Source organism: Pseudomonas sp. AC136 (assembly GCF_979258585.1).
The window spans coordinates 4,287,992-4,313,550 of the sequence record NZ_OZ409865.1 but is presented as its reverse complement, the minus strand read 5'-3'; the positions used below and the strand labels follow the sequence as shown (position 1 = coordinate 4,313,550).

General features: G+C 61.2%; 18 protein-coding genes. 17 read left to right on the top strand and 1 reads right to left on the bottom strand.

Translation table 11 applies throughout. The features are described 5' to 3' along the window. Positions 1 to 394 precede the first annotated feature (394 nt). The 12 genes from algD (at position 395) to ACZZZU_RS19245 (ending at position 17,454) form a co-directional block, all read left to right on the top strand. A complete protein-coding gene (gene algD / locus ACZZZU_RS19300; RefSeq protein ID WP_122492868.1) occupies positions 395 to 1,705 on the top strand; it encodes a GDP-mannose 6-dehydrogenase in 1,311 nt (436 codons plus the stop codon). Between the two features lie 144 nt (positions 1,706 to 1,849). Then, positions 1,850 to 3,331 (top strand): mannuronan synthase, encoded by a 1,482-nt coding sequence (alg8, locus tag ACZZZU_RS19295; RefSeq protein WP_463381810.1) that lies wholly within the window; start codon positions 1,850 to 1,852, stop codon positions 3,329 to 3,331. 44 nt (positions 3,332 to 3,375) lie between these two features. Beyond that, positions 3,376 to 4,542, top strand: coding sequence for a PilZ domain-containing protein (locus ACZZZU_RS19290; protein WP_463551530.1), 1,167 nt, complete (start codon positions 3,376 to 3,378; stop codon positions 4,540 to 4,542). Positions 4,543 to 4,545: 3 nt separating this feature from the next. Further along, a complete protein-coding gene (gene algK / locus ACZZZU_RS19285) occupies positions 4,546 to 5,994 on the top strand; it encodes an alginate biosynthesis TPR repeat lipoprotein AlgK (RefSeq protein ID WP_463551529.1) in 1,449 nt (482 codons plus the stop codon). After that, positions 5,991 to 7,472: an alginate export family protein gene (locus tag ACZZZU_RS19280; protein WP_463551528.1), complete on the top strand. Its 1,482-nt coding sequence runs from the start codon at positions 5,991 to 5,993 to the stop codon at positions 7,470 to 7,472. Before algK ends, ACZZZU_RS19280 begins: the two co-directional genes overlap by 4 nt. A gap of 26 nt (positions 7,473 to 7,498) precedes the next feature. Beyond that, positions 7,499 to 9,142, top strand: a complete 1,644-nt coding sequence (gene algG, locus ACZZZU_RS19275; RefSeq protein ID WP_463551527.1) for a mannuronan 5-epimerase AlgG — start codon at positions 7,499 to 7,501, stop codon at positions 9,140 to 9,142. A gap of 14 nt (positions 9,143 to 9,156) precedes the next feature. Beyond that, positions 9,157 to 10,659 (top strand): alginate O-acetyltransferase, encoded by a 1,503-nt coding sequence (locus ACZZZU_RS19270; protein ID WP_463552160.1) that lies wholly within the window; start codon positions 9,157 to 9,159, stop codon positions 10,657 to 10,659. Beyond that, a complete protein-coding gene (locus tag ACZZZU_RS19265) occupies positions 10,656 to 11,768 on the top strand; it encodes a mannuronate-specific alginate lyase (protein ID WP_463551526.1) in 1,113 nt (370 codons plus the stop codon). Before ACZZZU_RS19270 ends, ACZZZU_RS19265 begins: the two co-directional genes overlap by 4 nt. A 600-nt stretch (positions 11,769 to 12,368) precedes the next feature. Continuing rightward, positions 12,369 to 13,922 (top strand): MBOAT family O-acyltransferase, encoded by a 1,554-nt coding sequence (locus tag ACZZZU_RS19260; RefSeq protein WP_463551525.1) that lies wholly within the window; start codon positions 12,369 to 12,371, stop codon positions 13,920 to 13,922. Between the two features lie 12 nt (positions 13,923 to 13,934). Continuing rightward, positions 13,935 to 15,110: an alginate O-acetyltransferase gene (locus ACZZZU_RS19255; RefSeq protein ID WP_463551524.1), complete on the top strand. Its 1,176-nt coding sequence runs from the start codon at positions 13,935 to 13,937 to the stop codon at positions 15,108 to 15,110. Positions 15,111 to 15,181: 71 nt separating this feature from the next. After that, positions 15,182 to 15,832, top strand: a complete 651-nt coding sequence (locus tag ACZZZU_RS19250) for an alginate O-acetyltransferase AlgF (protein ID WP_463552159.1) — start codon at positions 15,182 to 15,184, stop codon at positions 15,830 to 15,832. A 176-nt stretch (positions 15,833 to 16,008) separates the two neighbouring features. Then, positions 16,009 to 17,454, top strand: coding sequence for a mannose-1-phosphate guanylyltransferase/mannose-6-phosphate isomerase (locus tag ACZZZU_RS19245; RefSeq protein WP_463551523.1), 1,446 nt, complete (start codon positions 16,009 to 16,011; stop codon positions 17,452 to 17,454). Between the two features lie 246 nt (positions 17,455 to 17,700). Here the strand turns inward: ACZZZU_RS19245 and ACZZZU_RS19240 are convergent, their stop codons facing one another. Then, complete coding sequence (locus ACZZZU_RS19240) at positions 17,701 to 19,092, bottom strand: PhoH family protein (protein ID WP_122452130.1); 1,392 nt, start codon at positions 19,090 to 19,092, stop codon at positions 17,701 to 17,703. A gap of 541 nt (positions 19,093 to 19,633) precedes the next feature. Here ACZZZU_RS19240 and ACZZZU_RS19235 point away from each other — a divergent pair. From ACZZZU_RS19235 to phrB, 5 genes are all read left to right on the top strand, one after another. Further along, on the top strand, positions 19,634 to 20,929 hold the full coding sequence (locus ACZZZU_RS19235; protein ID WP_463551522.1) for an NCS2 family permease: 1,296 nt from the start codon (positions 19,634 to 19,636) through the stop codon (positions 20,927 to 20,929). Further along, positions 20,926 to 22,014: a tRNA (uridine(54)-C5)-methyltransferase TrmA gene (gene trmA, locus ACZZZU_RS19230; protein WP_463551521.1), complete on the top strand. Its 1,089-nt coding sequence runs from the start codon at positions 20,926 to 20,928 to the stop codon at positions 22,012 to 22,014. Before ACZZZU_RS19235 ends, trmA begins: the two co-directional genes overlap by 4 nt. Before the next feature lie 127 nt (positions 22,015 to 22,141). Beyond that, complete coding sequence (locus ACZZZU_RS19225; protein ID WP_122492881.1) at positions 22,142 to 23,095, top strand: DUF523 and DUF1722 domain-containing protein; 954 nt, start codon at positions 22,142 to 22,144, stop codon at positions 23,093 to 23,095. A 14-nt stretch (positions 23,096 to 23,109) separates the two neighbouring features. Then, positions 23,110 to 24,081, top strand: a complete 972-nt coding sequence (locus ACZZZU_RS19220) for a MerR family transcriptional regulator (RefSeq protein WP_463551520.1) — start codon at positions 23,110 to 23,112, stop codon at positions 24,079 to 24,081. After that, positions 24,081 to 25,559 carry a deoxyribodipyrimidine photo-lyase gene (gene phrB, locus ACZZZU_RS19215; RefSeq protein ID WP_463551519.1) on the top strand — a complete coding sequence of 493 codons (1,479 nt, stop codon included), beginning with the start codon at positions 24,081 to 24,083 and terminating at the stop codon, positions 25,557 to 25,559. The genes ACZZZU_RS19220 and phrB overlap by 1 nt, the downstream gene beginning before the upstream one ends.

Sequence of the window (25,559 nt, the reverse complement as noted above, 5' to 3'; positions counted from 1 at the left end):
CCGTAACGACTTTACAGGTCGACTTTCTTAGTGCTGCCCGCACTAGCCGACCCAACTTGCGCAATAAGCCGTGGTTGTTTATTCGCTATAAGTCGCTACAAGCAAAGCGCTACAGATCCGATGTAAACGAAGCAGCAAACGATGGAGAAGCAGTACCTAAAAGACCTACTGCACAGCCTCACCAAAGGCTCTACGACCAGTGTTGGCGCGTAGGCCTGCTAGCCGGGCGCATCCCTCTTACAACATACCCAAACACGCATTCACGCAGTTGGATGTGACGAACTTTTTATGCCTGCGCTTTTGCGACTTATATAAGCGAAGCGCTTTACATGGGCGGTGGTTAGTTAATCACCCACGGTTTAACGGCGTAACTCAAGGTAATAAGGTGAATACAATGCGTATTAGCATTTTTGGTTTAGGTTATGTCGGCGCAGTATGTGCCGGCTGCCTGTCTGCACGTGGTCACGAAGTTGTAGGTGTGGATATATCCGAAGACAAGATCAACTTGATCAACAGCGGTAAATCGCCAATTGTCGAACCCGGCCTCGAAGCCTTGTTACAGCAGGGTATTGAGACCGGGCGCCTGCGAGGCACCACCGATGTTGCCGCTGCAATACGCGACACCGAACTTTCGATGCTGTGCGTCGGCACCCCAAGCAAGAAAAACGGCGACCTGGAACTCGATTACATCGAGTCGGTGTGCCGCGAAATCGGTTTTGTACTGCGTGATAAAACCACCCGCCACACCGTGGTAGTGCGCAGTACCGTGCTGCCCGGCACGGTGAAAAATGTGGTGATTCCCCTGCTCGAAGATTGCTCGGGCAAAAAGGCCGGTGTGGATTTTGGCGTAGCGGTGAACCCGGAATTCCTGCGTGAAAGCACGGCGATCAAAGACTACGACCAGCCGCCGATGACCGTCATCGGCGAGTTAGACAAACAATCGGGCGACGCCCTGGAATCGCTGTACAGCGAGCTGGACGCGCCGATCATCCGCAAAGACATCGAAGTCGCCGAGATGATCAAGTACACCTGCAATGTCTGGCACGCCGCCAAGGTCACCTTCGCCAACGAAATCGGCAACATCGCCAAAGCCGTGGGCGTCGATGGCCGCGAGGTGATGGACGTGGTCTGCCAGGACAAAACCCTCAACCTGTCGCAGTACTACATGCGCCCCGGCTTTGCCTTTGGCGGTTCGTGCCTGCCCAAAGACGTACGCGCCCTCACCTACCGCGCCAGCCAGCTGGACGTCGAACACCCGATGCTGGGCGCCATCATGCGCAGCAACGTGGCCCAGGTGCAGAACGCCTTCGACATCATTGCCAGCCACGACAAACGCAAAGTCGCCCTGCTTGGCCTGAGCTTTAAAGCCGGCACCGATGACCTGCGCGAAAGCCCGCTGGTGGAGCTCGCCGAGATGCTGATCGGTAAAGGCTTCGACCTGAGCATCTACGACAGCAACGTCGAATATGCGCGGGTGCACGGGGCGAACAAGGACTACATCGAGTCGAAGATTCCCCACGTTTCATCCTTGCTCAACAGCGACTTCAACGAGGTGGTGGATAACTCCGACATCATCGTTCTGGGCAACCGCGACGAGCGTTTCCGGCCACTGGCGCAGCATGCCCCCGAGGGCAAGCAAGTGGTCGACCTGGTGGGCTTTATGAAGCACACCAGCAACGGCACTACCGAAGGCATCTGCTGGTAGCCGTAAGTCCGAAATTACTGTCGGCCCCACGCAAGCGGCGGTTCGACGATTCGGACTCCAGTTCTCCTGATGCAATTGCATTTGTCCCTGGGCCCCCGCCTTCGCGGGGGTGACGGCTAGTTTATAAACGGACAGGACACACAAATGGATAGGCTCAAGCAGGGTTTAACAGAAGGCGCGGGGTGGCTGCTCTACCTCAGCCTTTTGTGCGCACTCGCCCTCGCGCTACCCCGATCAGTGTTCGACCCCGAGTCCAAACACTTCATTCTGCTCATCGGTGTGGTGGGCATCTGGCGCTACTCCATGGGCGCTCTGCATTTTTTACGCGGCGTGCTGTTTTTGTACGTGGTGTTTCCCCATTACCGGCGCAAGGCGCAGAAGCTTGGCGAGGCGGCAGACCCGTCCCACGTGTTTCTGATGGTCACCAGTTTTCGTATCGATGCACTGACCACGGCGCAGGTGTACCAGTCGGTAATTCGCGAGGCGATTGAATGCGGCTACCCCACCACCGTGGTGTGCTCCATCGTCGAACTCTCCGACGAATTCCTGGTGAAAAGCCTGTGGGAAAAATACAACCCGCCGGAGCGCGTCACCCTCGACTTCGTGCGTATCGCCGGCACCGGCAAACGCGATGGCTTGGCCCACGGCTTCCGCGCCATTTCCCGGCACCTGCCCGACCGCGATGCCGTGGTGGCGGTGATCGATGGCGACAGCGTGCTCGAGCCTGGCGTGGTGCGCCGCACCGTGCCGTATTTCAAGCTGTTCCCCAATGTCGGCGGCCTCACCACCAACGAATTCTGCGAGGTACGCGGCAGCTACATCATGAGCGAGTGGCACAAGCTGCGCTTCGCTCAGCGGCACATCAACATGTGCTCGATGGGCCTGTCCAAACGCGTGCTAACGCTAACCGGGCGGATGTCGATGTTCCGCGCCCCGGTGATCAGCAATCCTGAATTTATCGCCGACGTGGAAAGCGACTCGCTCGACCACTGGCGCCTGGGCCGCTTCAGGTTTCTGACCGGCGACGACAAGTCCAGCTGGTACAGCCTGATGCGCCTGGGCTACGACACGTTCTATGTGCCCGACGCTGCGATCAACACCGTCGAGCACCCGCCGGAAAAGAGTTTTATCAAGGCCAGCCGCAAGCTGATGTTTCGCTGGTACGGCAACAACCTGCGGCAGAACTCGCGGGCCATGAAATTGGGCGTCAAGCGCCTTGGCTTGTTCACCAGCGTGGTGCTGTTCGACCAGCGCGTGTCGATGTGGACCTGCCTGCTGGGCCTCACCGTGGCGATCATCGCCAGCCTCAAATACAGCATCGCGTTCTTTCTCGTGTACCTGCTGTGGATCGGCTTTACCCGCCTGGTGCTGACCCTGCTGCTCGCAGTCAGCGGCCACCACATCGGCCCCGCTTACCCGGTGATTCTTTATTACAACCAGATCGTCGGCGCGATGGTGAAGATCTACGTGTTCTTCCGCCTTGACCAGCAATCCTGGACCCGCCAGCCGACCAAGCTCAACCGCGACCTCGCCAGCTTTCAGCAATGGTTCAACACCTGGTCGTCGCGAACCATGACCTTCTCTGCCACCAGTGTGTTTGTCGCCACGCTGCTGCTGGTGGTGTGAGCGCGACTCCAATGGATCAACGACTCTCGAGTAGGAACAAGCCCATGAATACAGCCGTCAACGTCAATGTGGTGCACGAATCCGAAGCCCAGCGTCAGTTCGCCCGGGTGCGCCTGCCGGCTAAAATCCGCTTCAGCGGCAAGAACCGCGAGGTGGTCGAACAGACCGTTACCGACATGTCCGCCGGCGGCTTCAGCTACGCGGCGGCCACTAGCAACGTGCAGGTGGGCGACTTTCACAAAGGCAAAATGCTCTTCGTGATCGACAACATCACCCTGGCCATCGACACCGAATTTCAGGTGCGCTCGGTAGACGCCGACACCCAGCGCGTCGGTTGCCAATTCAGCAACATGCGCCCCCGGGAAATCGCCACGCTGCGCCATTTGATTACCGCCCACTTGAGCGGCGAATTGGTCAGCGTCGGTGAATTACTCACCACCTTGCAGCGCGAAAACTTCACCAAAGCGCGTAAGCAAAAAACCGGCGCCGACATGAGCGCGTTTGCCCGCATGCGCGCGGTCACCTTTAGTGTTGGCGTGTTCCTGGTCGGCCTGCTGGCGTTCGGTTTTCTGTTCAAATCCATCTACAGCCTGTACTTCGTCACCCACGCGCAATCGGCGCTGGTCAACGTGCCGGGTATGCAGGTGACGATGCCGCGCGAAGGCACGGTGCAAAGCCTGATCGGCGCCGATGGCCTGGTGAAGAAAGGCGCGCCTATTGCGACCTTCAGCGCCTCGATGCTGGAAATGCTCAAGGGCCATCTGGACGACAAACAACTGAGCCCGTCCAACGTCGCCACGCTGTTCAGCAAGCAAATGAAAGGCACCCTGACCAGCCCATGCGACTGCGTGCTGGCCAAGCAATACGTGGCCGACGGCCAATACGCGAGCAAGGGCGATGTGATTTTCGACTTGGTTTCTCGTGAGGCCAAAGCGCAAATCGAAGCGCGTTTTCCCTACAGCAAATTCAACGAAATCAAACCCGGCGCTCGGGTGAATTTCCAAGTCGCGGGCGTGGACGACGTGCGCAGCGGCAAGGTGCTCAGCAGCAGCCTGAATGACACCGGTAATTTGTCGTCGGACATTCGCGTGGTGATCCAGCCCGACGAGCCGCTGGACAACGCCCTGGCCGGTCGCCCGGTGGAAGTGAGCAGCGACAACGGTCCGTCCTTCGGCTGGTTCGCCGACAAGGCGCTGGCGGCAGGGCTTTAACCCATGGCCGCTCCTACTCTCCACTCGTTTGCACGCACGCCGTGGCTGGCCGTCACGCCATGGCTGCTCGCCCTGGCCATGGCCGGCTGCGCGGGCTTGCCCGATCAACGCCTGGCCAACGAGGCGCTGAAAAACGGCGACACCGCCACCGCTCAGGCGAACTACAAAGCCTTGGCCGACATGGGCTACGCCGACGCCTCGGTGGGGCTCGCCGATATCCAGCTGCAAAGCGGCGACCCGGCGCAACTGGCTGCCGCCGAGGACACGTTCCGGCAAGCGGCGGACAACTCGCCGCGTGCGGCGTCGCGCCTGGGCCGGCTGCTGGCAACCAAACCCAACGCCACCGAGGCCGAGCACAAAGAAGCCGAGCAGCGCCTCAAGCAGGCGTTTGCCAACGGCGAAGAAGGCGCTGTGCTGCCACTGGCGATGCTGTATCTGCAATATCCGCAGACTTTTCCCGACGTGAATGCCCAGGAAAAAATCAGCCAGTGGCGTGAGCAGGGCCACCCGCAAGCGGAACTCGCGCAGGTGCTGCTGTACCGCACGCAAGGCACGTATGACGCGCATCTGGCCGACGTGGAAAAAATCTGCCAACAGGCCCTGGCCACTGCCGACGTCTGCTACGTCGAACTCGCCACCGTGTACCAAAAGCGCGGCGAAGCAGAGAAGCAAAAAGCCTTGGTCGAGCAACTGCGCAGTGCCTATGGCCGTGGCGTGGTGCCGGCCGCGCGTATGGAAGGTGTGGCCTTGGTGTTGGCCGATCAGGAGCTGGTCGCCGCCTCGGCCGACAGCGAAAACGGCGGCAAAACCGACCCGGCCACGGCGCAGGAATTGCTCGAGCAGATTGCCCCCACCTACCCCGCCGCGTGGGTCAGCCTCGCGCAACTGCTGTACGACTACCCGGAACAAGGCGACATCGACAAGATGCTCGGCTATCTGAAAAACGGCCGCGACGCCGCACAACCGCGCGCCGAACTGCTGCTCGGCAAACTCTATTACGAAGGCAAGCTGCTGCCGGCCGACCCGCAAAAAGCTGAGCAGCACCTGCTCAAAGCGGCGCCGACCGAAACCAGCGCCAATTACTACCTGGGCCAGATGTACCGCCGTGGCTATCTGGGCAAGGTGCAGCCGCAACAGGCGCTGGACCACCTGCTGGCCGCCGCCCGCGCCGGGCAGAACAGCGCCGACTTCGCCCTGGCGCAAATGTTTTCCCAGGGCCGTGGCATTCAGCCCGACCCGGTGAACGCCTTCGTGTTCAGCCAGATCGCCGTGCAGAAAGGCACCCCGCAAGCGCCCGAACTCGCCGCGCAAATCGAACAGCAACTGCCCTCCGGTTCCCGTGCGCAAGCCGAGCGCCTGCTGCAACAGGAACAAGCCTTGCGCGGCGCCGTTCTACAACAGACGACACAGATGCAAGCCATGCAACCTCAGGACGGGCAGGAGCCGCTATGAGCCACGCAAAACGCAAAACCACCAAGGCATGGATGAGCGCCGGTTTCGGCCTGAGCGCTACGTTGATCACCGCCCACTCCGCCTGGGCGGTGCAAATGACCGACAGCAGCAGCTGGGGCCTGGACGTGAAGATTACCGCCCAGTCCGAAGACGACCGCGACCTCGGCACCCGCAGCGGCGGCGACGTCAGCGGTGCGGGTATCGACCTGCGCCCTTGGGTGTACGGCAAGCGCGGCAACTGGAGCGGCTACGCCATGGGCCAGGCGGTGAGCGCCACCGACATCATCGAAACCGACACCCTGCAGCAACCTGAAGACGGCGAAAACGCCGAGAGCAGCAACAGCAGCGACGACAGCCGCCAGCCCGACAAAAGTTACCTGGCGCTACGCGAGTTCTGGGTCGGCTACTCCGGCCTCACGCCCTACCCCGGCGAAGAACTGCGCCTGGGCCGCCAGCGCCTGCGCAACGACGACGGCATGTGGCGCGACACCAATATCGAAGCGCTGAACTGGACTTTCGACACCACCTTGCTGCGCGCCCACCTCGGTGCCGCCGAACGCTTCAGCGAATACCGCACCGACCTCGACGAACTGGCGCCCAAAGACAAAGACCGGCTGCATCTTTACGGCGACGTGGAAACGCAGTGGACGCCCGGCCAGTGGGTCGGCCTCAACGTGCAACACGCCCGCGATGACGGCGACCTCAATCGCCCTGGCGAAACCGTCGATGAGCTGGACAAAACCAGCACCGGCGACCTCACCTGGCTCGGCATCCAGGCCAACAGCGACGCCTACAACCATCGCAACGAAAACCGCCTCAACTACTGGGCCAGCGCCACCTGGCTGACCGGCGACCGCGACCGCTTGAACACCACCACGGTGGGCGGCGAGCAAGTCGCTACCGGCAAACAAAGCGGCGACGTCAACGCCTGGGGCACCGACTTGGGCCTGCGTTTTAATCTGGATGAAAACTGGAAAGTCGGCGCCGCCTATGCCCGTGGCAGCGGCGGCGGTGGCGACAGCGGTGAAGACAACTTCGAGCAGACCGGCCTGCAAAGCAACCGCTCCACCTACACCGGCACGCGCTCGCGGGTGCACCGCTTCGGCGAGGCGTTTCGTGGCGAGTTGAGTAACCTGCAAGCGGCCACCCTGTTCGGTTCCTGGCAACTGCGCGAGGACTACGACGCGAGCCTGGTGTACCACAAGTTCTGGCGCGTCGATGACGAGCAACCGATCGGCACCAGCGGCATCAACGCGGCCATGCAAGACGGTGAAAAAGACATCGGCCAGGAAGTGGATGTGGTGCTCACCAAGTACTTCAAACAGGGCCTGCTGCCCGCTGCCGTCAGCGAAAGCATCGACGAGCCATCGGCGTTGGTGCGCTTTCGCGGCGGCGTGTTCAAGCCCGGCGACGCCTATGGCCCAGACGCCGACTCGTACATGCACCGCGCGTTCGTCGACGTGATCTGGCGCTACTGATGACCGCGCCCAGGAGAACCTTTGCGATGACTGCACACACCTTGCCGCTTAACCCGCTGCTGCTGGCTGGCACGCTGCTGCTGATGGGTGCGCTTAGCGGTTCGGCCCTGGCAGTGGAGGCGCCGCCCGCCGCCGATAACCAACAAGACGCGGCGCGCGCCAGTGATGCGCCGCTGCCTGGCACCGACGGCAAGCCGCAGGCCACCAAGGAATTGCGCCAGGCCAAAAGCTACACCGTGACCACCGCGCCCACCGAGGCGCTGGAATTGGCCGCACCGAAATTGCCCGACCTCAGCGGCTACACCGCCGAGGCGGTAAACGCCAAGATCGACCGCCGTAAAAAAGGCAGCGTCACCGTGCGGCGCATGGTGCAGCAAGATGCCCTGAAGGAATTTATCGGCGGTAACAACCGCATGGCCGAATGGGTGACGCGTCAACGCGGCATGCCACAGGCGATCTTTATCGAAGGCGGTTACGTCAGCCTTGGCGAGGTGGTGAAAAAGCTGCCCAAGCAGTACTTCACCGCCGATGCCAATGGCGTGTTCACCCTGCGCTTGCCGCTGGTGGTGGCCAAAGACGCGACGTTGCAGATCGACAAAGACGTGAAGCAACTGCGCCTTTCGCAAGACCGCGGCGCGTTTATCGTCAACGACGGCAAGCTGTTTATCACCGACACCCAACTCACCGGCTGGAACGAGGCGAAGAAGGCGCCGGCTACCTTCAAGAAGCCCGAAGAATTTCGCCCGTTCCTGCTCTCTTGGGGTGGCACCGAGACGTACATCGTCAACAGCAAAATCGCCAGTTTCGGGTACAGCACCAGCAAGTCGTACGGCGTGAGTATTTCCCAGTACACGCCAAACATGAGCAAGCAGATGGGCCGGCCAATGCCCACCGGCTGGATCATCGGTTCCGAGTTCTCGGACATGTGGTACGGCTTCTATTGCTACGAAACCCAGGACTTCGTCATCAAAGACAACGTCTACCGCGACAACATCATCTACGGCATCGACCCCCACGACCGCTCGCGCCGCCTGGTGATTTCCGGCAACACCGTGTACGGCACGCACAAGAAGCACGGCATCATCATTTCCCGCGAGGTGGATGACAGCTGGATCATCAATAACAAGGTGTACGACAACGCCTTGTCCGGCATCGTCATCGACCGTAACAGCGTGAACAACCTCGTCGCCTACAACGAGGTTTACCGCAATAAATCCGACGGCATCACCCTGTACGAAAGCTCCAACAATCTGATCTGGGGCAACCAGGTGATGAGCAATGCGCGCCACGGCATTCGCCTGCGCAACAGCGTAAACATTCGCCTGTACGAGAACCTGGCGGCCGACAACCACCTGGTCGGCGTGTACGGCCACATCAAAGACCTGAGCGACACCGACCGCGACATCGATCTGGACCCGTTCGACACCAAGGTGTCGATGATCGTGGTCGGCGGCGAGCTGATCAGCAACGGCTCGGGGCCGCTGTCCATCGACTCGCCATTGAGTGTGGAGCTGTACCGAGTGGCCATGCTGGCGCCGACCAAATCGTCGGGCATCAGCTTCTCCGGAATTCTCGGCGACAAGCAAAACGAAATTCTGGACCTGATGGTTCGCCAGGATAAGGCAGTGCTGATCGACCCCGTTGAAAGCCAGGCCGAACTTCAGGACTGAGGAGCATGCATTTCATGTACGTAGACAAGCCCCTGCACACCGCCAAGCGCTCAGCCAAAAGGCTCGCCCCGTCTGCACTGGCGCTCGCCCTGCTCGCCGCCGCTGCCGCCCCTATGACGGAGGGCGCCGAGGGCGCCGAAACCGGCGTACCGCAATACAGCGTGCGCGGTAATCCGCCGCTGTGCCCGGCGGCAGCGAACAACAATTTGTACAACACCAAGTACCTTGGCTTCTTTACCCACTTGGTGCAGGCCCAGGACGACTGGCTGTTCCGTACCACCTACGACCTGCGCACCGACTTCGGCACCACGCCAGAGGGCTACGCCAAACTCAAAGCGTTGCGCGATGCCCTGAAGAAAAAAGGCATTGAATTGGTGGTGGTGTATCAACCGACACGCGGCCTTATCAACCGGGAAAAACTCACCGATGACGAGCGCAAGGCGTTCAACTACGACCTGGCGAAAAAGAACTACCTCGCCACCGTGGAAAAGCTGCGCCAAACCGGCATGTGGGTGCCGGACTTCAGCCCCTTGTTCGATGAAAACGAGCAGCACGCCTACTACTTCAAAGGCGACCACCACTGGACGCCTTACGGTGCCGAGCGCACCGCGAAAATCACCGCCGCCACGCTGAAAGAAATCCCAGGCTTCGACGACATTCCCAAGCAGCAGTACGAAAGCAAGCGCGTGGGCCTGTTGTCGAAACTCGGCACCTTTCACAAAGCCGCCGCGCAGTTGTGCGGCAACAGCTACGCCACTCAGTACGTCGACCGTTTCGAAACCGCCGTGGCCGACAGCGGCGGCGGTGAAGGCGGCGGCGGTGATGACTTGTTTGGCGATGAATCGCAGCCGCAAGTGGCGCTGGTGGGCACCAGTAACAGTGGGCCGGCGTACAACTTCGCCGGTTTTCTGGAGCAATACAGCGGTGCCGAAATCCTCAACAACGCCATCTCTGGCGGCGGCTTCGACAGCTCGCTGCTGCAATACCTGAGCAGCCAGGAGTTCCACGAACACCCGCCGAAAATCATCGTCTGGGAATTCGCCACGCACTACGACATGGCGCAGAAAAGCTTCTACCGCCAAGCCATGCCGCTGGTGGACAACGGCTGTGACGGTCAAAAAGCGCTGCTGAAGAACGACGTGAAACTGCGCAACGGCAGCACCGAGATTCTGGTCAACGGCAAGAACCAATTGCTCGACCTGCAAGGCGGGCAACACCAGATCGACCTGACCTTCAGCGACCCTTCGGTGAAAACCCTGCAAGCGACCATCTGGTACCTCAACGGCCGCCGCGAAAACCTCAAACTGGAACAAAGCGCCGCCGCCGATACTGGTGGCCGTTATGTGTTCCAACTGCGTAACGACCCTGGCTGGGCAGAGTTGAACATGCTCGCCATGGAAATTCACAGCCCCGAGCAAATGCCCGACGGCCTCAGCGTAAAAGCCACGCTGTGCAAACGTCCGGCAGGCGGGGCCGGCACCCTAACGGCAAAAGCCGCAGGAGGCACGAACCTATGAACATCCCTCACACCTTGCTGCGTAGTGCAGCGTTGAGCACCTTGTTGGTGGCCGGCAGCGCCAGTGCGGCCCTGGTTCCGCCCCAGGGCTATTACGCGCCGATTGAAAGCAAGAAAACCAAACCGCCGGAAGAACAATGCGGCGCGCCGCCCAAGCCTTACACCGACAAGCTGGTGTTTCGCAGCAAATACGAAGGCTCGGATAAAGCCCGCGCCACGCTGAACAAGGAATCGGAAAAAGCCTTCCGCGACTCCACCGCCAGCATCACCACGCTGGAACGCGGCGTGAGCAAGCAGGTGATGGGCTATATGCGTGACGGTCGCCAGGAACAGCTCGACTGCACCCTGAGCTGGCTGACCACCTGGGCACAGGCCGACGCGTTGCTGAGCACCGACTTCAACCACACCGGCAAGTCGATGCGCAAATGGGCGCTGGGCAGTGTGGCGTCGGCGTATCTGCGCTTGAAGTTTTCCGAATCGAAACCGCTGGCGGCCTACCCGCAACAGGCGCAATTGATCGAGCGCTGGTTTAGCAAGTTGGGCGATCAGGTGGTGAAAGACTGGAGCTACCTGCCGCTGAAAAAAGTGAATAACCACTCGTACTGGGCGGCGTGGTCGGTGATGGCCACGGCGGTGGCGACCGACCGGCAAGACTTGTTCGACTGGGCCATTGAGCAATACCGCGTCGGCGCCAATCAAGTCGACGACGAAGGCTTTTTGCCCAACGAACTGAAACGTAAACAGCGCGCCCTCGCCTACCACAACTACGCCCTGCCGCCGCTGGCCATGATCGCCAGCTTCGCCGAAGCCAACAACGTTGACCTGCGCACGGAAAACCGCGACGCCCTCAGCCGCCTGGCCAAACGCGTGATGGAAGGCGTGAACAACCCTGACGAATTCGCCAGCAAAGCCGGCGAAAAACAGGACATGGAAGACCTGAAAATCGACAGCAAATTCGCCTGGCTGGAACCTTACTGCCAGCTCTACCAATGCGCCGGCGATACGTTGAAGTGGAAGCAGTCGATGCAGCCGTTCAAGACCTTTCGCCTGGGTGGCGATTTGACCCGCGTGTTTGATCCGCAGGCGGAGAAGGGCAAGAAGGATTCCTGAGTTTTAAGCGGATGGTGTTTGCCCAGGCAACACCATTCAGCCCCCTCGCCCCAGCGGGGAGAGGGCTGGGGGCGGCCGGCTAGGAGAGGGGGTTGGATTTCAGCCCGAGCAATTGAGTAAAGGCGGCAAGTTTGCCCTCACCCTAACCCTCTCCCGCAAGCGGGAGAGGGGACTGACCGAGCTAGACGCAGTATCGCGATTCGGCCCCCTCGCCCCAGCGGGGAGAGGGCTGGGGTGAGGGGGGTTGGATTTCAGCCCGAGCAATTGAGTAAAGGCGGCAAGTTTGCCCTCACCCTAACCCTCTCCCGCAAGCGGGAGAGGGGACTGACCGAGCTAGACGCAGTATCGCGATTCGGCCCCCTCGCCCCAGCGGGGAGAGGGCTGGGGGCGGCCGGCTAGGAGAGGGGGTTGGATTTCAGCCCCAACAATTGAGTAAGGGCAGCAAGTTTGCCCTCACCCTACCCCTCTCCCGCAAGCGGGAGAGGGGACTGACCGAGTAGCTCGAAATAACACAATCCACCCGGAAATCCCGGGGGGGTTTGGGGGGGATGTGGCGCTAGCCACGTCCTCTGAACCGAAGGTGAAGATGGAGAGAGTCGGATGGTTTTTTCATCCAATGTGTTCCTGTTCTTGTTCCTGCCGATTTTCCTCGGCTTGTATTACTTGAGCGGGCAACGCTATCGCAATCTGCTGCTGCTGATTGCCAGCTACGTGTTCTACGCCTGGTGGCGGGTGGATTTTCTGGCGCTGTTTGCCGGCGTTACGCTGTGGAATTACTGGATCGGCCTCAAGGTCGGCGCCGCCGGGGTGCGGACCAAGCCGGCGCAGCGCTGGTTGCTGCTCGGCGTGGGTGTAGACCTGTGCATTCTCGGCTATTTCAAATACGCCAATTTCGGCGTCGACAGCCTTAACGCCATCATCAGCTCGTTCGGCCTGGAGCCGTTCATTCTGACCCACGTGTTGCTGCCCATCGGCATCTCGTTCTACATCTTCGAGTCGATCAGCTACATCATCGACGTGTACCGGGGCGACACGCCGGCCACGCGCAATCTCATCGACTTCGCCGCCTTTGTGGCGATCTTCCCGCACCTGATTGCCGGCCCTGTGTTGCGCTTTCGCGACTTGGCCGACCAGTTCAACAACCGCACCCACACCCTGGATAAATTCTCCGAAGGCGCCACGCGCTTTATGCAGGGTTTCATCAAAAAGGTGTTTATCGCCGACACCCTGGCGATTGTCGCGGACCACTGCTTCGCTCTGGAAAATCCCACCACTGGCGATGCCTGGCTCGGTGCGCTGGCCTACACGGCGCAGCTGTATTTCGACTTCTCCGGCTACAGCGACATGGCCATCGGCCTGGGCTTGATGATGGGCTTTCGCTTTATGGAGAACTTCAAGCAGCCGTACATCAGCCAGTCGATCACCGAGTTCTGGCGGCGCTGGCATATCAGCCTGTCCACCTGGCTGCGCGATTACCTGTACATCACCCTGGGCGGCAATCGCGGCGGCAAGGTGGCGACGTACCGCAATCTGTTCCTGACCATGCTGCTGGGCGGGCTGTGGCACGGCGCCAACATCACCTACATCGTGTGGGGCGCCTGGCATGGCGTGTGGCTGGCGATTGAAAAAGCCATCGGCATCAACACCGCACCGCGCAGTTTCAACGTGCTGCGCTGGGCCTTCACCTTCTCGCTGGTGATCATGGGCTGGGTGATTTTCCGCGCGGAAAACCTGCACGTGGCCGGCCGCATGTACGGCGCCATGTTTGGCTTTGGCGACTGGAACCTGTCGGAACTCAACCGCGCCAACCTCACCGGCTTGCAGGTGGCGACGCTGGTAGTGGCCTACGCCACCCTCGCCTTCTTCGGGCTGCGGGATTTCTACGCCAACCCGCCCAGCGACAAAGGCAAAACCACCGAAGCCGACGGCCCTGCCACCGCGCAACCAGGCACCGTTAAAGCAGTGCCGGGCGAGCAGCCGAACATTCATGTGCCCGGCTTCACCGTGGGCACCGATGCACAGGTGCAAGCCGCGTACTGGACCGCCGACTGGCCGCGCTACGCCATGCGAGCGCTGGTGTTGCTGCTGTTCGTGGCCTCGATTCTCAAGCTCTCGGCGCAGAGCTACTCGCCCTTCCTTTACTTCCAGTTCTGAGCGAGCCCAGCCATGACCCGATCATTACGCATTCTGTATATCGCCGTGTTCCTCGGCCTGCTGCTGGGCCTGGGCCTCTGGTCGCTGCGCGCCTTCATGGGCTTTAGCACCACGCCGGCCGACACCGTGCTCAACGGCAAATGGGCCAAGGCCACCGAAACCCAGTACGACAAGCAATTTCCCCTAAAACGTCTGGGCACCAACCTGTGGGCGGCACTGGACTACAAGCTGTTCAACGAAGGCCGTCCCGGTGTGGTGCTGGGGCGTGATCAATGGCTGTTCAGCGATGAAGAATTCAAACCCATCGCCAAGGGCGAGCAGTACCAGGAAGAAAACCTGGCGCTGATTCAAGGCGCGCGGGAGCAGTTGGAGAAACGGGGCGTGAAGGTGGTGCTGGCCATTCTGCCGGCCAAGGCGCGGCTGTATCCCGAGCACCTGGGCGATGAAACCCCGGCCTCGTTGCACAGCGACTTGTACCAACGCTTCCACGCCAGCGCCGAACGGGCCGGCATTCTCGCCCCGGATCTGCTCATGCCGCTGCAACACGCCAAGCTACAAGGCCAGGTGTTCCTGCGTACCGACACCCACTGGACGCCCATGGGCGCCGACGTGGTCGCACAGAACCTCAGCGCCACCGTGGCGAAACAGGCGCCGATCAATGCCGCGCCGCAGCAGTTCATCACCGAATCGAAACAGCCCGAGCCGTATAAGGGAGACCTCACCTCGTTCCTGCCGCTGGACCCGCTGTTCAGCGACCTGCTGCCCAAGCCGGACCAGTTGCAACAGCGCACCACTCGCGCCGCTGACGAGCCGGGCGCAGAAGGCGATGACGCCCTGTTCGCTGATGCGCAAGTGCCCGTGGCACTGGTGGGCACCAGCTACAGCGCCAACCCGAACTGGAATTTCGTCGGCGCGCTGCAACAAGCGCTGAAAAGCGACGTGGTCAGCTACGCCGAACAGGGCCACGGGCCGATCGAACCGATGCTCAAGTATTTGCAAAGCGATGAATTGAAAAACGCGCCGCCCCAGCTGGTGATCTGGGAATTCCCCGAGCGCTATTTGCCGATGAAAACCAACCTGAGCGACTTCGATCCCAAGTGGGTCGCTCAACTCAAGGCCGCCGGTGCGGCTACTGACGTGGCCGCATCCGGCCGCCAATCCTCCTTGCCAATCCAGGCAAACCGCTAGACCGGTGCCCTGCTCGCGCCTTTCCGGGCGGGCATCACCTCATCATGGAGAACGACACAATGAAGCCATCCATCACCCATGCAATCGTTAACAACCGCCTCGGTAAAGCCTGCGCGTTCGTGGTAGTTGGCCTGCTCGCCGCCCAGGTACACGCCGACGAAGCCGCGCTCTACGGCCCCACCGCGCCGAAGGGTTCGGCATTCGTGCGGGTGTACAACGCCGGCAGCCAGGAAATCAACGCCACGGTCGGCAGCGCCAAGCTCGACGACGTGGGCCCACTGGGCAGCAGCGACTTTGGCTTTCTGCCGGGCGGCGACTACAGCGCCCAGGTCGGCTCGCAAACCGTGCCGGTCAAGCTGGCCGCCGATAAGTACTACACCATCGTCGCCCTGCCCGGCGGCCAACCGAAACTGGTGGAAGAACCGCCGTTCAAGAACAAACAGAAAGCCCTGGTGCGCGTGCAAAACCTCAGCGACACCAAAGTCACCCTGAAAACCGCCGACGGTAAAACCGCCGTCGTCGAAGACGTCGCCCCCGCCGCCCGAGGCGACCGCGAAATCAACCCGGTGAACGTCAAGCTCGCGCTGTTCAACGGCTCGCAGAAGATCAGCGACCTGAAGCCGGTCTCGCTCGCCCGGGGTGAAGCGGTTGCGCTGTACGTCACCGGCTCCGGCAGCAAGCTTTCGCCAGTGTGGGTCAAGCGCCCGACTGCTACTGAATAAACCAGCTTTTGGCTTTTCGCTTCGTGAATATCGATCGCGCGAGCTAGAGCGTGCCAAGGCAAAACCAGACCAGGAAGCGCAGTTGGCTGTAGCCAATGAGCAGTCCTGGGCTGGTTTTAACGCAGGCAGGCCGACGCGCAGCAGATCGCACGGACTCACATGTAAAGGAGATTCCCATGATTCCAATCATCCTGTCGGGCGGCAGCGGATCGCGGCTGTGGCCGCTATCGCGCAAACAGTTTCCCAAGCAATTCCTCGCACTCACCGGCGAGCACACCATGTTCCAGCAAACCCTCGAACGCCTGGTGTTCGAAGGCATGCAGCCGCCGGTAATCGTGTGCAACAAAGACCACCGTTTTATCGTGCAGGAGCAGCTGTCAGCGCTGAACCTGGCGAGCCAGGCGGTGCTGATGGAACCCTTCGGCCGCAACACCGCCCCGGCCGTGGCGATTGCCGCCATGAAGCTGCTCAATGAAGGCCGCGACGAGTTGCTGCTGGTAATGCCGGCGGACCACGTCATCGATGACCAGAAAGCCTTCCAGCGTGCCCTGGCCATCGCCACCATCGCCGCCGAGGCGGGCGAGTTGGTGCTGTTCGGCGTACCGGCAACCAAACCGGAAACTGGCTATGGCTATATCAAAGCCGGCCAGGACGGCGCGCTGCCCGAAGGCGTCAGCCGCGTCGAGCAGTTCGTGGAGAAACCCAATGCCCAGCGCGCTGCCGAGTTTGTTAAATCCGGCAGCTATTTCTGGAACAGCGGCATGTTTCTGTTCCGCGCCAGCCGCTTCCTCGACGAACTGAAACGCCACGACCCGGACATCTACGACACCTGCCTGCTGGCCCTGGAACGCAGCACCTTCGATGGCGAAAACATCGACATCGACGCCGCCACCTTCGAGTGCTGCCCCGACAACTCCATCGACTACGCCGTAATGGAAAAAACCGACCGCGCCTGCGTGGTGCCGCTGACCGCAGGCTGGAGCGACGTGGGTTGCTGGAGTTCGTTGTGGGATGTGCATGAAAAAGACGACGCCGGCAACGTCACCAAAGGCGACGTGGTCGTGCGCGACAGCCACAACTGCCTGGTGCACGGCAACGGCAAGCTGGTGTCGGTGATCGGCCTGGAAAACATCGTGGTGGTGGAAACCAAGGACGCCATGATGATCGCCAGCAAAGACCGCGTGCAGGAGGTCAAGCAGCTGGTCAACACGCTGAAAGAAGCCGGCCGCAGCGAAACCGAAAACCACTGCGAGGTGTATCGGCCGTGGGGCTCGTACGACTCGGTGGACATGGGCGGGCGCTTTCAGGTCAAGCACATCACCGTGAAGCCAGGCGCGCAGTTGTCCCTGCAAATGCACCACCACCGGGCCGAGCACTGGATTGTGGTGTCGGGCACCGCCGAGGTGACGTGCGATGAAAACGTGTTCCTGCTGACGGAGAACCAGTCGACCTATATTCCGATTGCCTCGGTTCACCGGCTGGCCAACCCGGGGAAAATTCCGCTGGAGATTATTGAGGTGCAGTCGGGCAGTTATCTGGGTGAGGACGACATTGAGCGCTATGAGGATATTTATGGGCGCGATGAGGGCAGTGGGGTGCAGGTGAAGACGGTGGTGCGGTAGTTTTTTGAAGAGCAAAGGCCCCTCACCCCAGCCCTCTCCCGCCGGCGGGAGAGGGAGCCGATCACCGCTCGCCCGCAAAACGTCACCCCTCGCCCGCAGGCGGGAGAGGGAGCCGATCACCGTTCTCCCGCAGAACGTCACCCCTCGCCCGCTCGCGGGAGAGGGGCCGGGGGTGAGGGGCTGTTGATTTAAAAGCCAAAAAAAAACCGGACCCCAAGGCCCGGTTTTTTCCCTCCTATCCAACCCTCACATATTCGCTTCCGCATACTCGGCCAGCACCGACCGTGGCACGCCTTGCAGGGTGATATGCACCCCATGTGGAAAATCTTTAAAGCGCTCCGTCAGGTAGGTCAGCCCCGAGCTGGGTGCTGACAGATACGGCGTATCGATCTGCGCCAGGTTACCCAGGCACACCACTTTGGAACCGGTACCGGCACGCGTGATGATGGTTTTCATCTGGTGCGGCGTCAGGTTCTGGCATTCGTCGATCAAAATCAGGCTTTGCTGGAAGCTACGACCGCGAATGTAGTTCAGCGATTTGAATTGCAGCGGCACTTTGCCAAGGATGTAGTCGACGCTGCCGTGGGTGTTCTCGTCGTCCATGTGCAGGGCTTCGAGGTTGTCGGTGATGGCGCCCAGCCACGGCTCCATTTTTTCCGCTTCGGTGCCGGGCAGGAAACCGATTTCCTGGTCCAGCCCCTGCACGCTACGGGTAGCGATGATGCGCCGGTAACGCTTGGTGACCATGGTCTGTTCGATGGCGGCCGCCAAGGCCAGGATGGTTTTGCCCGAGCCGGCCGCGCCGGACAGGTTGACCAGGTGAATATCCGGATCGAGCAAGGCGAACAGCGCCAGGCTCTGGTAGATGTCGCGCGGGCGCAGGCCCCACGCTTCTTGATGCAGCAAGGGTTCCTGGTGCAGGTCGAGCAGCAGCAGCTCATCGGCTTTGATGCCTTTGACCCAGCCGACAAAACCCTGCTCGTCGATGATGAATTCGTTGATGTGCACGGCCGGCAAGTTGTCGGTCATCTGCACGCGGTGCCAGGTACGGCCATGGTCCTGGCGGGTGTCGACCTTGTTGACGCGATCCCAGAACGAGCCGCTGAGGGTGTGATACCCGCGCGGCAACAGCGAGATGTCGTCGACCAGTTGGTCGGTGTGGTAGTCCTCAGATTCAATGCCACAGGCGCGCGCCTTGAGGCGCATGTTGATGTCTTTGGTAACCAGCACCACAGAGAGGCCCGGCTTGCGGGCTTGCAAGTCGACCAGTTGGTTGATGATTTTGTTGTCGTTGAGGTCTTCGGGCAGCCAGGTGATGGGCTCGGCGCGACGACTCATGAGGATGGAGAGATAACCGCAGGGACCGCTTTTATCGCGTTGAATCGGTACACCGTGTTCGACTTCTTCGGGAGAGGCACCGCCGAGGATCTTGTCGATCAGGCGGATGGCTTGCCTGCATTCTGCTGCGACGCCTTGCTTGCCAGTTTTGAGTTTGTCCAGCTCCTCGAGCACGGTCATGGGGATGGCGACGTGGTGTTCCTGGAAATTCAGGAGGGCGTTGGGGTCGTGGATCAGAACGTTGGTATCGAGGGCGTAGAGGATTGGAGCAGTAGGGCTGGAGCGTCCGTGGTCATCCATACTCGGTCACCTTCTTATAGGAGCCAAGCGACGGAATGCCAGGTCAGCGCTCCGCCGCACCAGACCGCCGTTTCATTCCCTGGCCGCAGCGGGGGAATTGCACCAGCAGAGAAGAGGCTGCTGCGTGCCAGTTACGACGGTCTGCCTTTTAGATACTCCAAAAAACGTGACAGGAAAAAGTAATTTTTGCGTTTGCCAGGTTTATTTTTCGGTGCGACGAAAAGCCCTTGGCGTCCCTGCAGCACCTCGTTAAAGTCGGAAGTCCTACCAGCGCTTAACAGCCTTTTCCTACATACATTGTGCGTATGCAGGATCGTTCGCCCCGCCCTCCTCCTGTTCTCTTTTTTCCATCACCGTTTGCTGCCGTACCGGCCTGCGCCCGATGCAAGGCACAAGTGCGCCCTTGCGAACTGGTATGATGCGCCGCTTTTTTCGCCGCACCCGACTCCTCGGAACCGAGCCACAGAGCGCCAGCCAGGCGTCTGTGCTTTGCTTCGATGAGCAACAAGACGGCCACTGATCACATCCGCGGAGCCCGCCCATGCTGGAAAGACTGTTCCAACTCACTGCACACAACACCACGGTGCGCACCGAGGTCCTTGCCGGGATCACGACTTTCCTGACCATGGCTTACATCCTGTTCGTTAACCCGAGCATCCTCGGCGAGACCGGCATGGATAAAGGTGCCGTGTTCGTGGCGACCTGCCTGGCCGCCGCCATCGGTTCGGCGATCATGGGCTTTATCGCCAACTACCCCATCGCCCTCGCGCCGGGCATGGGCTTGAACGCGTTCTTCACCTACACCGTCGTGTTGCACATGGGCCACACCTGGCAAGTGGCGCTGGGTGCGGTGTTCCTGTCGGCGTGTATGTTTTTTGTGCTGTCGATCTTTCGCATCCGTGAATGGATCATCAACAGCATTCCTCTGGAGCTGCGCTCGGCCATTGCCGCCGGCATCGGTTTGTTCCTGGCCCTGATCGCGCTGAAAGAAGCGGGCATCGTCGTCGCCAACCCGGCCACGCTGGTGGGCATGGGCGACCTCAGCCAACCGGCGCCGCTGCTGGCGATTCTCGGCTTCTTTATCATCGTTGCGCTGGAAGCTCGCAAAATCACCGGCGCCGTGTTGATCGGCATTCTGGTGACCACCGCAGCGGGCATCGCCCTGGGCGTTTCGCAGTTCGGCGGCGTGTTCTCAATGCCGCCGTCCTTGGCCCCAACCTTTATGCAGTTGGACATTAAAGGCGCGTTGAACATCGGCCTGGTGACCGTGGTGTTTGCCTTCCTGTTTGTGGATATTTTCGACAACTCCGGCACCCTGATCGCCGTGGCTAAAAAGGCCGGTCTGATGCGCGCCGATGGCCATATGCCGAAGATGGGCCGCGCCCTGATCGCCGACAGTAGCGCGGCCATGGTCGGTTCGGTGCTCGGCACCTCGACCACCACCAGCTACATCGAATCGGCAGCGGGCGTGAGCGCCGGTGGCCGCACCGGGCTGACCGCCGTGGTGGTGGCCATTCTGTTTCTGCTGTCGCTATTCCTCGCGCCACTGGCCGGCAGCGTGCCGGCTTTCGCCACCGCGCCGGCGTTGCTGTTCGTGGCCGTGCTGATGACCGCTGGCCTGGCAGAAATTGACTGGAGCGACATCACCGTCGCCGCCCCGGTGGTGATTACCGCCCTGGCCATGCCACTGACCTTCTCGATTGCCAACGGCATCGCCTTTGGCTTTATCGCCTGGGCGGTGATCAAGCTGCTCGCCGGCCGCTGGCGCGAACTGAACCCGGCCATCGTGATTCTGGCCGTGCTGTTCGTGGTGAAACTGGGGTGGTTCAACGCATGAGCGCGCCCCAATTCGACCCCAGCACCTACGACGCCCAACTGGCGGAAAAGAAGCAGCGCCTGCAAGATTTGCTCGCGCCGTTTGATGCGCCCGCACCGCAAGTATTCGAGTCGCCGCGCGAGTTTTATCGCCTGCGTGCCGAGTTCCGCTTGTGGCGCGAAGGCGAAGAACGCTTCTACGCCATGTTCGCCGCCGGCGATAAACACACGCCAATCCTGCTCGAAGACTTCCCCATCGCCAGCCAGCGCATTAACGCGCTGATGCCGTTGCTCAAAGCCGCCTGGCAGGGCAGCAAGGCGCTGGGCTTCAAACTGTTTCAGGTGGAATTTCTGACCACACTGGCCGGCGACGGGCTGATTACCCTGTGCTACCACCGCCCGTTAAATGAGGAATGGCAAGCTGCCGCCGAGCAGTTGGCAGCGGACCTGGGCGTGAGCATCGTCGGCCGCTCCCGTGGGCAACGGCTGGTAGTGGGCCGCGATTACGTCGTGGAAAAACTCGATGTCGCCGGCCGCACCTTCAGCTACCGGCAACCGGAAGGCGCCTTCACCCAACCCAACGGCACCGTGAACCAGCACATGCTCAATTGGGCGTACGAAGCGCTCGGTCAACGCAGCGACGATTTGCTCGAGCTGTATTGCGGCAACGGCAATTTCACCCTGCCGCTGGCCACCCGTGTGCGCAACGTGCTGGCCACGGAAATCAGCAAAACCTCGGTGAACGCGGCGCTGGCCAATCTGCATGACAACGGCGTGAGCAACGTGACGTTGGTGCGTTTGTCGGCCGAAGAACTGACCGAAGCGCTCAACGACGTGCGGCCGTTCCGTCGCCTGCAAGGCATCGACCTCAAGGCTTACGAATTCGGCAGCGTATTCGTCGACCCGCCTCGCGCCGGCATGGACCCCGACACCTGCGAGCTGACACGACGTTTCGACAACATCCTGTACATCTCCTGCAACCCGGAAACCCTCGCGGCGAACATCGCCCAACTAAACGACACGCATCGCATCGAGCGCTGCGCGCTGTTTGACCAGTTCCCGTACACCCATCACATGGAATCGGGCGTTCTGCTGACGCGCCGTTAATCGCCGCGCCTGCTCCCCTGCGGAAATACTTGTACAAGGCGCTTGCACTTGTACAAGTACATCACTAGTCTCTCGCCTAAAGCTGTACAAGATCTTTCTCTTGTACAAGTAAGCCGTAGGGGCAGACATGGGTCAGAGCAAACCGAAAATAGCCGTCAGCGCCTGCTTAATGGGCGATGAGGTGCGCTACAACGGCGGGCACAAGCGTTCAACGCTGTGCACCGAGCAACTGACTGAGCACGTGGATCTGGTGGGCGTTTGCCCGGAAGTGGCAATCGGCATGGGCACGCCGCGCGAGCCGATCCGCCTGGTGGGCGATATCGCTGCACCGCGTGCGGTGGGCACCGTGAGCCCTGAGCTGGAAGTGACTGACGCACTCACCGCCTACGGCGAGAAGATGGCCACGCAGCTCACCGGCATCAGCGGCTACATCTTTATGCAGAAGTCGCCCTCGTGCGGGCTGTACCGGGTCAAGGTGTATCAGGCCAATGGCTTGCCGGCGCCGGGCGGGGGTCGTGGTCTGTACGCCGCTGCGTTCTGTGCGGCTTTGCCGGATTTGCCGGTGGAAGAAGAAGGCCGGCTGAACGACCCGGTGCTGCGGGAAAATTTCCTCACCCGCGTTTACGCCTATGCCGACTGGCAGGAGCTGCTGCAAACCGGCCTGACCCGCCAGCGCCTCACGCACTTTCATGCCCGCTACAAATACCTGTTGCTGGCGACCAACCCTGAGCAGTACCGCGCCCTGGGCCAATTGCTTGGCGACATGGTGCTGCACGATTTGAAAGACCTCGCCCCACGCTATTTCAGTGCATTGATGGAGGCGCTGCGCAAATGCGCCACGCGCGGCACCCATAGCAACGTGTTGCAGCACCTCAGCGGCCACTTGAAGCAAACGCTGAGCACCAAAGAAAAAGCCGAAATGCAGCAGCTGATCGAGCAATATCGCCGCGGTTACGTACCGTTGGTGGTGCCGCTCACGCTGCTTAAACACCATTTCCTCTTGCACCCTGATCACTACGTTGCGCAACAGGTTTATCTGCAGCCGCACCCGGCCACGCTGAGCCTGCGCAACGCGCTCTGAATTGGAACAGACACATGAATAAACACGCCCCCCAGCACGATGAACCCGAAGACAGCACCGATGCCGAGCTGCAAGCGGCACTGGCCAATAACTTGCTGCCGATCCGCGACGTGTCGCGCATTACGGGCGTCAACCCGGTCACCCTGCGCGCCTGGGAGCGTCGCTACGGGTTGATCGTGCCGCAGCGCACGGCCAAAGGGCATCGCCTGTACACGCAAGATCACATCGCCCGTATTCAGGCGATTCTCACCTGGCTCAATCGCGGCGTAGCGGTCAGCCAGGTCAAGGCGCTGCTGAAAACCGCCGCGCTGCCCAATGCCCATGTCGACAGCAATGGCTGGGAAGAAGCCCGCGTGGCGCTGCTCAATGCCATTAGCGAACAAGCTGAGCGCCGGTTGGACGATGCCTTCAAGCGCGTCGAGCTGCTGTACCCACCGAAACTGCTCTGCGAACAACTGCTGCTGCCGCTGCTTGCCGAGCTGGAACAGCGTTGGCAAGGCCAGTTCGGCGCGCAGTTGGAAAAGGTGTTTTTCTTCTCCTGGCTGCGCAGCAAATTGGGTTCGCGCATTTATCAAAACAACCGTCAGCAGAGCGGCGCGCCGTTGCTGCTGGTGAATCTGTCGGACCTGCCGATGGAGCCGGCGCTGTGGCTGTCGGCCTGGCTGCTGAGCAGCGCCGATTGTGCCGTCGAGGTGTTCGACTGGCCGTTGCCGCCGCTGGAGTTGGCGCTGGCTATCGAGCACATCAAGCCGCGCGCCACGCTGTTGTATTCCGGCCAGGCGCTGGCCAGCGCGCAGTTGCCCAAGCTGCTCGCCGACAGCAGCTGCCCGCGCTTGCTGGTGGGCCCGACCGTGCGCATTCACCACGCCGATTTGCTCGCGCTGCAAACCCAGCTCAACGGCCTGCACCTGGCCGATGATCCCTTGCTGGCCCTGGAAACGTTGCAGCAGCTCGACTTGCTCGGCGCCAAAAAGGCCAACGCGTGATGCGCCAGCTGATGTGGTTTCGCACCGACCTGCGCGTGCAGGACAACAGCGCCCTAACCGCCGCCATGCAGGCGGGGCCGACGCTCGCGGTGTTTCTACTCAGCCCCTCGCAATGGCAACAACACGACGACGCCCCGTGCAAAGTCGACTTCTGGCTGCGCAACCTCGCGCCCTTGCGCGACGCGCTGGGAAAGCTGGGCGTGCCGCTGCTGATCCGCAAGGCCGACACCTGGGCCGACGCGCCACAGGTGATTGCCGAGCTGTGCAACGAGCATGAAATTGGCTGCGTGCAGGTTAATGAAGAGTACGGAATCAACGAAACCAAGCGCGACCATGCCGTGGCCGACCGCCTGGGCGAGCAAGGCGTGCTTTGGCACAGCCACCTCGATCAGTTGCTGTTCCAGCCGGGCAGCATTCTGACCAAAGCGGGCAATTATTTTCAGGTGTTCAGCCAGTTCCGCAAGGTCTGCTACAGCCGCCTGCACACGGCGTTGCCGCCGCTCGTGCCGTTGCCGAAAAAGCAGGCTGCGCTGGGCATTGCCGGCGATGCTCTGCCCTCCTCCGTGCCCGGTTTCGCCACGCCACCTGCCAGCCTGCAAGCCCTGTGGCCGGCGGGCGAGGCTGAGGCCCATGAGCGCCTGGACACCTTTGCTGACGAGCGCATCGGCGAGTACCACGACAGCCGCGACCTGCCGGCCAAACCGGGCACCAGCCAACTGTCGACGTACTTGGCGGCGGGTGTGGTGTCGCCGCGCCAATGCCTGCACCGCGCCCTGATGAGCAACCACGGTGAGTTCGAAAGCGGCAACACCGGCATCATCACCTGGATTAACGAGCTGCTCTGGCGCGAGTTCTACAAGCACATTCTCGCCGGCTACCCCCGTGTGTCGCGGCACCGCGCGTTTCGCCAGGAAACCGAGGCGCTGGCCTGGCGCAACGCGCCCAAAGACCTCGCTGCCTGGCAGGAAGGTCGTACCGGCATTCCGCTGATTGATGCGGCCATGGCGCAGCTGCTGGCGACCGGCTGGATGCACAACCGCCTGCGCATGGTGGTGGCGATGTTTCTGACCAAAAACCTGCTGATCGACTGGCGCGAAGGCGAGCGGTTTTTTATGCGCCATTTGATTGATGGCGACCTGGCGGCGAACAACGGCGGCTGGCAGTGGAGCGCGTCCACCGGCACCGACTCGGTGCCCTACTTCCGCATTTTCAACCCGGTCAGCCAGTCGCAGCGCTTCGATACCCAAGGCCGTTTTATTCGCCACTGGCTGCCGCAGTTGAACGACCTCAGCGACAAAGACGTGCACAACCCGCACCTGCGCAAAGGCGCCGACCTGTTTGGCGGCGTGGACTACCCCGCGCCGATTGTCGATTTAAGCAGTAGCCGTGCCCGCGCCATCAGCGCGTTCAAGAGCCTGGGCGATGCCCAACTTCCGCCGTTGTTTGGCGACGACAGCGATGTGCCCTGGAGAAACTGA